An 11,527-nucleotide genomic window follows, 5' to 3' on the forward strand; every position below is an offset into this window, starting at 1 on the left:
GGTTGGCATCCGGCCCTTAAAAGTGTGGGCCCCATTCGTAAAACTCTTAAAGTCCGCACCGTATTTAATTTGTTGGGGCCGTTAGTTAATCCTCTCCGTCCCACCGGCCAGGTAATTGGGGTTTATTCTCCGGATTTTCTCTCCGTGATGGCGATCGCCTTAAAAAATTTGGGCACTGCCAGGGCCTTGGTGATCCATGGTCGGGAGAAATTAGATGAAGCCGGCTTGGGGGCTCCCACAGACATAGCTAGTTTCAACCAGGGGGAGGTAACCACCCAAGTGCTGGATCCCCAGGATTTTGGTTTAACTCCGGCTCCTTTGACCGCCTTAAAGGGAGGGGAATTGGCTGAAAATGAGGCCATCCTCAGCCAGGTTTTGCAAGGCAAAGGAACCCAGGCCCAGATTGATGCGGTGGCCCTCAATGCTTCTTTAGCTTTCCAGGTGGGCAATGCTGTGCCCTGGGGCGACCATGGCCAAGGTATTGATTTGGCCAAAGATATTTTGAAGCAAGGGGCCGGCTGGGACAAACTACAACAGTTGGTAGCATTCCTGGAGGGCTAGGTTTAGTTAACTTTGTTCCCATAATTGTCGTTGCTGCTGAATCAAATCCACTCCCCGGGAAGTGCCCAAGCGGGTGGCACCAGCCTCAATTAAGTCTATGGCTTGCTCCACCGTACGAATCCCTCCGGACGCTTTAATTCCGACCCGTCCTTGGCTGATTTGATGTAACAATCGCACATCGGCAACGGTAGCCCCCTTACCCCAGCCGGTGCTGGTTTTGAGATATTGCACCCCCGCATCCAAACAAATTTCCGCCGCTACTCTTTTTTCCGATTCCGTTAGCCTACCCATTTCTAAAATCGCTTTCACCGTTAGCCCTGTGGATTCCACAATGGGGGCAATGTCGTTGTAAACGGCTTCCATGTTGCCGTCTTTCAATAGCCCCAAATTAATTGCCACATCCAATTCGGTGGCTCCCAATTCCGTTGCTTCCTGGGCTTCATAAAGTTTACTGCTGCTGGTGCTAGCCCCGGAGGGAAAACCAATCACCGCACAAATTTCCACTTTTTTGCCCCGCAACAATTCCACTGCCTGGGGTAGGGCACTGGGGTAAAGACACACCGCAACAAATTTATGGTGCAGAGCTTGGGCACAACAGGCGGCGATCGCCTCACTGGTGGTAGCGGGGTCTAGGGCCGCGTGGTCAATGTAGGGGGCGAGGTCAAACTGACGGGATTTTTCCATGGGGTTAAATGACAAGGGCGGGGTTAATTACTGGACTTTTGCCTGCGGATTTCAATAAAAATCGCTAGTGGGCACCTCGTCATCGGCTGGAGCAATGGGTAAATTGGCAAAACCCTCCAGCAAACCGTACACAGCCCAGATCGCCATGGCCCGCAGATAATGACTAGCCCGGAAAGTCCCCACCGCAGTGATTGCCTCTGGAGTGCGGAACTGCAAACCATTGCTATACACCTGGTTAACCACCGTCTCCGTCATTTTTAAAGCTTCTTCTTTTTTGCCCATTTGGATCAAAAAGGCCGCTAAACCGAAGTTAATGCCCGTCCATACTTCCAGGGGATGGGTATCGTTGGGATTTTGGGGGGAACCGTCGGGCAAAAGACCATTGGCGGCCCCTAGTTCCCCATGGGCAAATTTGAGGAAACAGGTGTCGTACACTTTGGCCAAAGCCTTCTCAGCGTACTGGTTTTCCACCACATCTGGCAGATTTAATAACCGAGCATAAAATTGCCCACAGAGTTGGTCTGCCATCACCACCTTGGAGCCGCTTTGACTATCGAGGTTGTAGTATTCGCCATTCCAAAGAGTATCGTGATACAAACTACGGGCTTGGGCTAACCAAGTTTCATACCTGGCGATCGCCGTTGCCATTGCTCCGGTGTCCAAACTCGTTTGTTGGGGAGGATTTGCCAACAGATATTTACCCATCACCAAAGCCGCTTCCAGGGCCGCAATCCATAAACCACCACAGTAGGCACTAATGCCCTGTAAACGCCAATCGTCAAAGGTTTGATCCGGAGCACCAGAATTTTCCGGGATGCCATCGTTATCCAGATCAAATTCCTTCAAATAATCCAACGCCGCTGTGATGCTGGGCCAACATTCCCCCAAAAATTCCCCATCCGCATCCGGTAAAAGCAAAAAGTCTCGGTACACTAGTAAGACAAAGTCACTGCCCAAGTCCTTCCAGAGGTTACAGTCCTGGTAAGCAGTGTAATTACTCCTTTCCCAGGGATGCTCGTTGGGGGCTCCCAAGTCATGGGGAGTGGCATTTTTTACTTTGCGGGGAGCGAGGGAAAGGTTATAGCCAATTACCCGTTCCTTCGGATCTTCGGTGGGAATGGCCCGAGCAAAGGCCAACATCACCGCCTGCTCTAACTTAGGCCAATGCATTAAAAGCCCAAAGGAGCCATAGAGTCGCACATCTAGGCTTTCATACCAGCGGTAGTCCATGCACTCACAGACCCCAAACTGTCCCACTGGATCATTTTCCGTCGCCGCTGTCCATAGACTTCCCCCCTGGGTTAGCAAATATAACTCGTTAAAGAGGGCCATTTTGAGCCAATTGGGTAACTGGGGGTTGTCCAGAATAGGGCCCTGCCAAGCCTCGATTTTTTGCCGCCAAGTGTCGCTGTGTTTCAGGGCAGTGCGGATCACGGACCAAACATTTTTGCCGTTGCGGCCGTAAAAATCCGTATAGCGACGGTAATAGGTCACCCCCTCTGCAAATTCGGTAATGGGTAAGTCCCAAGCCAGTAGGAAGGGAATTTTTTTGGTTTTTCCCGGTCGCACAGTGAACCTTAAACAAAGGGCCCCCGCAATTTGTTCCCCCGGTTCCGCCGCCATTTCATCCTGGATATCCGGTAAGGAACCATTGCCCGCAAACCAGTCCCACACGTCCGCTCCGTCCCAACTGGGATTCCAACGATTGTGATAAAACACCTCCACACTGGGGTTGCTGACACTGGCAATGCACATTTGCCCTTCCCCTTCCCGGAGAGCGTCGTGGGGTTGCACCCGATTAAATAAACAGCCGACCCGGAAACCATCCTGGATCCACTGGTTAAAATTGCCCGTACTGTCGCCCCAGCGGGGTTGATATTCATACTCAGGGCTACCATCGTCCCGCAGTTTGACAGTGGGGGATTTGATGGCATTGGTAAACCAACCCACGGTGTTCTGCCAGGTGAGCATAATGCTCAGGGTGATGGTTTTATCGGTGGGGTTATGGACAGTCCAGTCAAAAATGGCGAGGGGATAGCTACTTTCTTGATAATTGCCGCCCCACACCGGGGAAAACTGTTCACAGATTAATTCACTGTGGAAAACTCCCTGATACTCGTTCCAACTGCGGGGATAGAGGGCGCTGTATTGCCCTTTTTCTTTGGGATACCATTGCCAACGGCCCAGACTCCCATCCTCCGGGGCTTCGGTGGCCATGGCATAGGCTTGGGCTTCTTCCCCTGCCACCTGTTCGTAAACACTAAACTGACAGGCAGGCAAATTCTTAAAAACGTGGTTACCCCCATCCAGATGCCAGAGGTTAAACTTGCCCGTCGGCGATCGCCCAATGCAACCGGCCCCAAACCCCCCTAGGGGCATGCCATGGTCCGGGCCATCGTCAAGGTTACTAGCGTAGCGGACAGTGTAGGGCTTTTCCCAATCCTTACCAATGGGTCGTTGCCAAGCGCAGGAAGGAATTTCGGGTTTCTGGACTAACAGGGACATTAGGGGCAGGGACGATGGATTGGTTTAGTTGACTGTCTGCATCATGGTAGTCGAACAAGGGGAATGGGGGAAGGTATGGCTTTTTGTGGCCAAAACTAAGGAATAGTCTTTCTGAGTTCCCCATTGAAAAGGCGATCGCCAAAAGATAAATCAAGCCATATGCGGGCGAATGACCATTTCAACCCTTAATTATTTTGGTTAGCAACGAATTTATTAACCAGTTCAACATCAATATCTAATTCCTTGGCAATTTCGGCGATCGTCAGGCCTAATTTCTTCAGCAAGGGTATGGTTTCCAGTTTTGCTTCCAGCCGACCTTCTAGTTTCCCTTCCAGTTTGCCCTCTAATTTGCCTTTGAGTAAGCCTCGTTGTTCCCCTTCCCGTAAGATTTCTTGATAGACAGCAGATTCCTTCATAATTTCACTCCTTAAAATTGTTCTAATAAGCTCAGGGGCCAGCAGAATTCCTCCAAAAACCGAGGTTGCTGCCATAAGATTTGCCTTAACTCGATTATCCTCAATCTGATCTAGTGCAGTCGCCACTTCCCTTAATTTTAATGCGGGGTCAGAGGTCTGGGTCAATACCGCTAGGGGCAATAGTCCTGGACTTTGGAGAAATGCTTCCGATGGCTGCTCCCAGAGCCGAATCGATTGATAACGGTGCAAAGTCTCCCCTACCTGAAAACTATCCTGATAAACCAAGTCATTACTACTACGTTTTAGGTAGATGACAAATTGGTGCATCGTCTTCTGGGGAAAACGGCGGTAAACCCTCACCCGATAGTCCAGCATCCGAAAACCCATGGTGGGGTCAGGCTCCGTTTGGAATTCCAGATGTAACACTAAGTCTTCTGATTGCTCCAAAATCAGGGAGTCAGCCCGAATTGGCTCCAGGGATAGTTCTGTTGGACTGAGCTTGGTCAATTTGATTGGTCGTCCCAACAACCAGGCAGCGTAGTCTTCGGAAAATGATTCGGCGAGGAATTTACAGAGATTATCAAACATACCGAAATTTTACTGGCGATCGCCATTGGAGAAAAAGATCCAGTAATTCGGTATGACGATAATCAGCTTCGCATTATGGGTGCTGATGGGAGGGAAAGTCCGCCCAACTAAAGCCCGGCTTTCTGTGGGGTTTAATTTGATGGCACCGTGGATTACCACCGTGCATTGAGGATGTTGTAGGCGATCTCCGGATCGCCAACGCATTCCGCCGAAACACTGCACCAAAACCGCCAGTGCCCAGTAAAGACTGCAGGACATACGGCCCGCCCAGACACTTTTGCTCCAAACTTCTCCAGGACGACAAAAACATAAGCTTTCAGATAATTCCATTAATTGCTTGACTATTATTAGAGTTAGAATTTCTAGGTAATTGTCCCTTGCCGGAGAAGTATGCCGCAATCGGAATCAAACATTGCCCTGCTAATTGATGCGGATAATGCCCCTGCGTCCAAAATTGAGGCGATCGTATCGGAAATTGCCAAGTATGGAGTGGCCAACATTCGTAAAGCCTATGGCAACTGGAAAAGTCCTAACCTAAAAGCCTGGGAAGAGTGTTTACATGAATATGCCATTCGTCCCGTGCAACAGTTTGATTACACCAAGGGTAAAAATGCCACTGATGCCGCCATGATTATTGATGCCATGGATTTACTCTATACCCAGCGGTTAGATGCCTTTGCCATTGTGTCAAGTGATTGTGACTTTACCCCCTTAGTGATGCGAATTTTGACCAATGGACTCAAGGTTTATGGATTTGGTGAGAAAAAAACGCCCTTGCCCTTTGTTTATGCTTGTTCAACATTTTTATACTTAGAAAGTATTGATCAAATTGAAAATTCTGAAGGAGCCCTCCAAAATTCCACCAGTGTTAAAAAAACTGGGAAGGAATTGAAACAGGACGCAAAATTAATTAGTTTACTCAGGAGTGCCATTTCCAGCACCATTGATGACGATGGTTGGTCAAGCTTAGCGGAAATCGGCGGCCACATTAAAAATCAGGCATCCTTTGACTCCCGCAACTATGGTTACGCCAAATTAAGTAGTTTGTTTGAGGCGATCGACTTATTTGAAATTGAGCGCAAAAATAGGGCAATTTACGTCAGGAACAAACAGAAAAAATCTGCTCCACTCAAATCATAATTCTAGGGCTCACCATCGCAGAGATATTTCATATCCTATTGGACTGAAACTAGCCGTAGTTGCTAACCTAGACGCCTACATTCCGCAGGCTCTACCAATAGTTACTAAATTTTCGGAGAAACACTACAGATAGCGTAGTTTTTGCGTATTGGCTGACTGGAGGTCAAGAGGCAAACTCCGAAATAGGCTTGCCGTCGTACTCGACTTCAGACGAAGGTGTACTACGTGCGGAATGTAGGTAGACGGAGAAGAATCGAGCAGCATAGACAATATTGTAATAACCTTGACGACCCGCCAGGGCACATCTTCCCCTTGCAAGGTTAATTATCAAAAGTAGAAGATGTACCAAAAAAATTAGAGGCTAGGTCAATTGATCAATGCTTAAAGTTTGGCATGGCTACCATCACAGTAGGGGGGATTGTCTGTGTGTTTACAAAGGCAGAGAGTGACTTTTTGGGCTTTCTCCAAGGTGAACTTTTTCGGAGTAAACCCCGTACCTTTATGGCTGCCATCGCAGAAAGGTTGATTGGCAGACTTGCCGCAGGCACACCAATAATAGTCTCCTGCTTCAAGCTCCATAACGATGGGTTTTTTATCTGCAACTGTTGGTTCAGTCATTATTTTCTCCTCTCAGGATATTGGTAAAAATTGAGTAAAGTTGACCAAATTAAGGCAAGTCAAACAGCAAAAATTCTGTTGCCCCTTCTTGGCCGGTAAAGGTGATGGTTTGCTCTCCGCTAATGCCTGCCCCATCTCCGGTTTTGAAGGTTTTCCCATTTAACGTCAGATGGCCTCGGACAATCTGTAGCCAAGCCTGACGGTTCGATAGGCTGTAGCTAATCGTTTCCCCCTCTCCTAGGACGGAGGCGAAAATGTGAGCATCTTGGTGGATGGTAACAGAACCATCTCGGCCATCGGGGGATGCCACTAGTCGTAATTTGCCTTGTTTGTCCTCGGTGGAAAAAAACTTTTGCTCATAACTGGGTTCCACCCCCAATTGGTTGGGAGTGATCCAAATTTGCAACAGATGAACAGACTGGTCTGGGGAGGGATTAAATTCGCTATGGAGAATACCGGTGCCGGCACTCATGCGCTGCACATCCCCAGGGCGGATAATTGAACCATTGCCAATGCTGTCCTGATGTTTTAGTTCTCCTTCTAAGACATAGGTAATAATTTCCATGTCTTGATGGCCATGGGTGGCAAAACCCTTACCAGGGGCAATGTAGTCTTCGTTAATGACCCGCAGGTTAGAGAAATTTATGTGGGCGGGGTCATAGTAATGGGAAAAGGAAAAGCTGAAATAACTATCTAGCCAGTCGAGTTTGCCACGACCCCGGGCTGCGGAGGGGCGGAGTGTGATCATGGTGACCTCCGTTATTTTTGTCGGTTGAGGTTTGTGACCTTGGTTCCCATTCTAGTTTGCATCCTCAATAAAGACAATATGCTATTTTAAATACATATTGCATCCAAAAAAGGGACAATAAGGAAATCAATGGACAAACTGGAAAGTATTTATGCCTTTACCCAGGTGGTGCGGGAGGGCAGTTTTGCGGCGGCGGCGAGGAAAATGAATTTGGGGCGATCGGCGGTGAATAAGATGGTAATTGCCCTAGAAAATGAACTTAAAATACAGCTTCTCCACCGCAGTACCCGTAAAGTTACCCCCACCCCCACAGGGCTAGCCTTTTATGAAAAATCGGTGCAAATTTTGGCAGATTTGGAGGAGGCGGAATTGTCAGTGTCCCAACTCCATGGGGAACCGAAGGGTCTGTTGCGGATTAATGCGCCCATGACCTTTGGCACTATGTACGTTGCGCCGCTGGTGGCAAAGTTTATGGCTTTACATTCCCAAGTAGAAGTGCAATTAACGTTGGAGGATCGATTTGTGGATCCGATCGCCGAGGGATACGACCTCTTAATTCGCATTGCCCAACCGATGGCATCGGCTAGTTTGATTTCCCAGCCCTTGTGCCAGACTAAGTTATTGCTTTGTGCGTCACCGGAATATTTAGCTCGATCAGGTATGCCTGAAACTCCGGGGGATTTGAAAAACCATAATTGCTTGCTCTATGGCTATTCCCATAGGGGAAATCAATGGCTATTGCTGAGTCAAAATGGAGAGGAAACGATATCAGTCACCGGAAATTTTTGTTCCAACAATGGGGAAGCTTTGGCGATCGCCGTGGCCCAGGGTTTGGGCATTGCGCTGTTGCCCCAGTTCATTGTCCAACCCTATTTGGAAGAGGGAAAAATGCAGGTCATCTTGCCGGACTATTGCCTACGGGAATTAACTGTTTCCATGGTTTATCCGGTTAACCGCCATCTGGCCACCAAAGTTAAACTCTTTACTGAGTTTCTCAAAACCCACTACCGCAAATAGGCAATGGTTACTCCCGATCCCCCTTCATTCTGGGGCGCGAGGGCATAACTTTTCACCAGGGGATGGTGTGACAAGTATTCCTGCACCCCTTGGCGTAATTTGCCGGTGCCTTTGCCATGGATAATCCACAAAACGCCCAAATCTAAGGCTTGGTTCAGGGCTTTTTCCACTCGAGATTCGGCCCGCTCCAGGCGATCGCCACGGCAATCTAGGGTATTTTTTTCTGTCCGCACCACCACAGGGGGTGATTTGGTTTCCGTTGCTTGGGGCTCAGCTTTAACTTTTTTCGGTGTCGGTTCCGGCTTGGGGGGAGGTTCCACCTTTTTGCCGTCGAGGGATTCAATGTCCGCCATGGGCACAGTCATTTTCATCAAACCGAGGGTGACGTTAACGGTTTGGGCAGCGCCATTGACCTGGGTCACTTCCGCAGTTTGGCCAAAGCTGGGAATACGAATTCTTTCCCCCACCATGGGCTGATAACCCAAGGGTTTAATGGCCACCATGGCCTTTTGCTCAGCTTGGATTTCCCCCAGGGCTTCCGTAGCTCGTTGGGCCTTTTGGGCGCTGGGTTTACCCCGTTGTAGTTGGCGGATAACTTTGGCGATTTCTTCCTTGGCAGCGGCGATCGCCTGTTGCACTTCCTGGTCTTGGTAGGATTTTAATTCCCTTTCCCTGGCCTGCAGACTAGCCGCTTTTTGGGAAACCTGTTCATAAAAAATTTCCGTTTCTTGGAGTAATTTTTGGGCATTGGCCGCCTTTTGTTCCTGTTCCCGCCGCTGACTTTCCAACCCAGCAATGACCTGGTTAATGTCTTCGGAAAAACCCCCTAGTCTGTCCTTGGCTTGGTGGACAATGGTGATAGGTAGTCCCAAACGTTGGGCGATCGCCAGGGCATTGGAGCGGCCGGGAATGCCCCAAAGTAAACGGTAGGTGGGGCTAAGACTTTGGTCATCAAATTCCACCGACGCATTTTCAAAGCGGGCATCTTGATATTTCAGCGCCTTCAGTTCCCCGTAATGGGTGGTGGCCACCGTTAAACAGGGCTGGTCGGCCAAGTGACGCAATAGGGCGATCGCCAATGCACTGCCTTCGGTGGGATCGGTGCCGGCCCCCACTTCATCCAGCAAAACTAAGGAAGGAGACACAACCTGGGCTGGGGATTCAATTGCCTGGTCAACATCATCTGATTGATGGGGAAGAGCCTGCAAAATGCGGATAATGCGACAAATATGCCCCGAAAAGGTGGAAAGATTCTGTTGCAAAGACTGCTCATCCCCAATATCTGCCAATACCTGGGCAAACCAAGGTAATTCCACTGGCTCCTTGGCGGGAATGTATAGCCCCACTTTCGCCATCAGGGCCACCAAACCTAGGGTTTTGAGGGTAACGGTTTTCCCCCCCGTATTGGGCCCCGTAATGGCAATGACCCGAATTTGGGCATCAATGGTCAACGTGATGGGCACCACCGCTGGCCCCCCCTCCTTTTCCGCCTGCCAATGGAGCAGAGGATGGCGTAACTGTCGCAATGTAATTGGTTTGTTATCCCCTGGGGTTAACCATTGGGGGGGATGGGCCCCCAGCCAGAAACTATAACGAACCCTGGCCGTAGCTAAATCCAAGCGGGTGGCGATCGCCAGCAGATGTTCCAAATCGGGCAATACTTCCAGCACTTGGTCACTGAGTTGCCGCAAAATGCGCTCTTCTTCCGTTTGCTCCTGACGACGGGTTTGCCGCAGCTTATTGCCCAATTCCACAATGGCCTGGGGCTCCACATACAACGTGTTACCACTAGCGGAACTATCGTGGACAATGCCGGGTATTTGTTCTTTGTAACCCGCTTTGATGGGTAAAACAAATCTGTCCCCCCTTTGGGTAATCACCGCCTCCTGCAGGGCATTGCCTTGGCGTTGAATGATTTTTTGTAATTTTTGCTGGATTTGCTCCCGCATGGCTTTTAATTTTTGACGAATTTCCCCTAATTTAGGACTGGCCCGCTCCGCCACTTTGCCATCTTCCCCAAGGCAATGGTGGATGGCCTGTTCCAACTCCGGCAGGGTTCTTACTTCCGCCACCAAGGTTTGCAAAATTTCCAGGTCATCCCGTTCTTCAATGACCCGCCGCAATCTTCTCACTCCCGCCAAGGTGCTGGCGATCGCCAACAGTTCCAGCCCTGTGGTCAAACCACCCCGTTCCACCCGGGCTAACGGTTCAGTGATATCGGCAATGCCTTTAAAATGCCAGTTGCTCTCCGGGGAATTTTCAATTAGCTCCACCGCCTGGGTCTGGGCCAGTAAGGCCTGACTTTCTTGCCATTGGTCGGGAGGCAACAAATAGCGGGCGGCGATCGCCCCCAGGGGAGTTTGGGTAAAAGTGGACAAATGCTGACAGAGCCTCGGCCATTCCAACAGGGCTAAGGTCTCCTCCGCAATGGTTAAATTGATGGAATCACTCACTCTTTATTTCTTAAGACATACTAATCTATTAACTTTCCGGGGTATCCTCAGCCAAATCCACTAACACTATGGTGATATTGTCTGAGCCACCGGCATTTTTGGCTTCTTCAATTAATTGGGCGGCCTGCTGATCACAATCCCCTTGACTGGCGAGGATTTTTTCAATCAGATTATCGGGCACTTCCTCCGTTAAGCCATCGCTACACATCAGAAAAGTGTCCCCCGGTTGGGCATCCAGGGCTTCCACCTCGATAAAATTCAAATCCTGCCGCCCCAAACATTGAAACAGCACATGACGCCAGGGATGGGCTTTAGCCTGGGTAGGGTCAATGTCCCCCATTTTTAGGGCCCTGGCCACCCAGGTGTGGTCCTCCGTTACCCGCTCCAATTGCTGATTCCGCAAACGATACAGGCGAGAATCCCCCACATGAGCTCGCCAAGCACCATCGTCCCTAAAGGCAATTAATACTGCGGTGGTGCCCATATCCCGCCGTTCCAGGTTGATTTTTTGGTCTTCGAGAATACCCTCGTTAGCATCCATCAGGGCATCCCTGAGCAACTGTTCCGAGGTAATCTCCGATCGCCAATAGGTGTCTAAGTAATCCCGCACCCTTTCCACCGCAATGCGACTAGCCTCTTCTCCGCCGGCGTGTCCCCCCATGCCATCGGCCACAATGTAGAATCGTCCCTCCGGATCAAGGTAAAAATTATCCTGATTGTACTGACGAACCAGACCGGGATCCGTTTGCCCCGTGGAACTACTACTAACAACTGATAAATTCACTTCTGTCACAGGC

The 11,527-nt window shown here is 49.7% G+C and carries 11 protein-coding genes; 3 read left to right on the plus strand and 8 right to left on the minus strand.

The genetic code is table 11. The features are described 5' to 3' along the window. Positions 1–561: anthranilate phosphoribosyltransferase (gene trpD, locus IQ219_RS09590; RefSeq protein ID WP_194072447.1), on the plus strand; the 561-nt coding region annotated here is incomplete at its 5' end. A 6-nt stretch (positions 562–567) separates the two neighbouring features. Here the strand turns inward: trpD and deoC are convergent. The 4 genes from deoC to IQ219_RS09610 form a co-directional block, all read right to left on the minus strand. Continuing rightward, positions 568–1,245, minus strand: a complete 678-nt coding sequence (gene deoC, locus IQ219_RS09595) for a deoxyribose-phosphate aldolase (RefSeq protein WP_194072448.1) — start codon at positions 1,243–1,245, stop codon at positions 568–570. Positions 1,246–1,296: 51 nt separating this feature from the next. Continuing rightward, positions 1,297–3,750 carry a GH116 family glycosyl hydrolase gene (locus IQ219_RS09600; RefSeq protein WP_194072449.1) on the minus strand — a complete coding sequence of 818 codons (2,454 nt, stop codon included), beginning with the start codon at positions 3,748–3,750 and terminating at the stop codon, positions 1,297–1,299. Positions 3,751–3,935: 185 nt separating this feature from the next. Further along, positions 3,936–4,754, minus strand: a complete 819-nt coding sequence (locus IQ219_RS09605) for an Rpn family recombination-promoting nuclease/putative transposase (RefSeq protein ID WP_190599745.1) — start codon at positions 4,752–4,754, stop codon at positions 3,936–3,938. Positions 4,755–4,763: 9 nt separating this feature from the next. Then, positions 4,764–5,012 carry a hypothetical protein gene (locus tag IQ219_RS09610; protein WP_194072450.1) on the minus strand — a complete coding sequence of 83 codons (249 nt, stop codon included), beginning with the start codon at positions 5,010–5,012 and terminating at the stop codon, positions 4,764–4,766. A 132-nt stretch (positions 5,013–5,144) separates the two neighbouring features. On the opposite strand from IQ219_RS09610, the gene IQ219_RS09615 reads away from it, so the two are divergent. Further along, positions 5,145–5,894, plus strand: a complete 750-nt coding sequence (locus IQ219_RS09615; RefSeq protein ID WP_194072451.1) for an NYN domain-containing protein — start codon at positions 5,145–5,147, stop codon at positions 5,892–5,894. 381 nt (positions 5,895–6,275) lie between these two features. Here IQ219_RS09615 and IQ219_RS09620 read toward each other — a convergent pair whose 3' ends face one another. Further along, positions 6,276–6,512 carry a CDGSH iron-sulfur domain-containing protein gene (locus tag IQ219_RS09620; protein ID WP_194072452.1) on the minus strand — a complete coding sequence of 79 codons (237 nt, stop codon included), beginning with the start codon at positions 6,510–6,512 and terminating at the stop codon, positions 6,276–6,278. Between the two features lie 49 nt (positions 6,513–6,561). After that, the gene (locus tag IQ219_RS09625) at positions 6,562–7,260 is read right to left on the minus strand and encodes a pirin family protein (protein ID WP_194072453.1); all 699 of its coding nucleotides are present in this window, start codon (positions 7,258–7,260) and stop codon (positions 6,562–6,564) included. A 129-nt stretch (positions 7,261–7,389) separates the two neighbouring features. Between IQ219_RS09625 and IQ219_RS09630 the strand changes: the two genes are divergently transcribed. Then, a complete protein-coding gene (locus IQ219_RS09630; RefSeq protein ID WP_194072454.1) occupies positions 7,390–8,277 on the plus strand; it encodes a LysR family transcriptional regulator in 888 nt (295 codons plus the stop codon). On the opposite strand, the gene IQ219_RS09635 is transcribed toward IQ219_RS09630, so the two are convergent. Together IQ219_RS09635 and IQ219_RS09640 are read right to left on the minus strand one after the other, a co-directional pair. Next, positions 8,265–10,730 carry an endonuclease MutS2 gene (locus IQ219_RS09635; RefSeq protein ID WP_194072455.1) on the minus strand — a complete coding sequence of 822 codons (2,466 nt, stop codon included), beginning with the start codon at positions 10,728–10,730 and terminating at the stop codon, positions 8,265–8,267. The genes IQ219_RS09630 and IQ219_RS09635 overlap by 13 nt on opposite strands. Before the next feature lie 28 nt (positions 10,731–10,758). Continuing rightward, positions 10,759–11,527 (minus strand): PP2C family serine/threonine-protein phosphatase (locus IQ219_RS09640; protein ID WP_368667597.1); only part of this gene is annotated, 769 nt, incomplete at its 5' end.

The organism is Synechocystis sp. LEGE 06083 (assembly GCF_015207725.1).
GTDB classification, from domain to species: Bacteria; Cyanobacteriota; Cyanobacteriia; order Cyanobacteriales; family Microcystaceae; genus Synechocystis; species Synechocystis salina.

What these genes read in the sequence shown, in the direction of transcription:
- deoC (WP_194072448.1), bottom strand. Translation starts at nt 1,245, where the DNA reads ATGGAAAAATCCCGTCAGTTTGACCTCGCCCCCTACATTGACCACGCG.
- IQ219_RS09615 (WP_194072451.1), top strand. Translation starts at nt 5,145, where the DNA reads ATGCCGCAATCGGAATCAAACATTGCCCTGCTAATTGATGCGGATAAT.
- IQ219_RS09625 (WP_194072453.1), bottom strand. Translation starts at nt 7,260, where the DNA reads ATGATCACACTCCGCCCCTCCGCAGCCCGGGGTCGTGGCAAACTCGAC.
- IQ219_RS09605 (WP_190599745.1), bottom strand. Translation starts at nt 4,754, where the DNA reads ATGTTTGATAATCTCTGTAAATTCCTCGCCGAATCATTTTCCGAAGAC.
- IQ219_RS09630 (WP_194072454.1), top strand. Translation starts at nt 7,390, where the DNA reads ATGGACAAACTGGAAAGTATTTATGCCTTTACCCAGGTGGTGCGGGAG.
- IQ219_RS09620 (WP_194072452.1), bottom strand. Translation starts at nt 6,512, where the DNA reads ATGACTGAACCAACAGTTGCAGATAAAAAACCCATCGTTATGGAGCTT.
- IQ219_RS09600 (WP_194072449.1), bottom strand. Translation starts at nt 3,750, where the DNA reads ATGTCCCTGTTAGTCCAGAAACCCGAAATTCCTTCCTGCGCTTGGCAA.
- IQ219_RS09610 (WP_194072450.1), bottom strand. Translation starts at nt 5,012, where the DNA reads ATGTCCTGCAGTCTTTACTGGGCACTGGCGGTTTTGGTGCAGTGTTTC.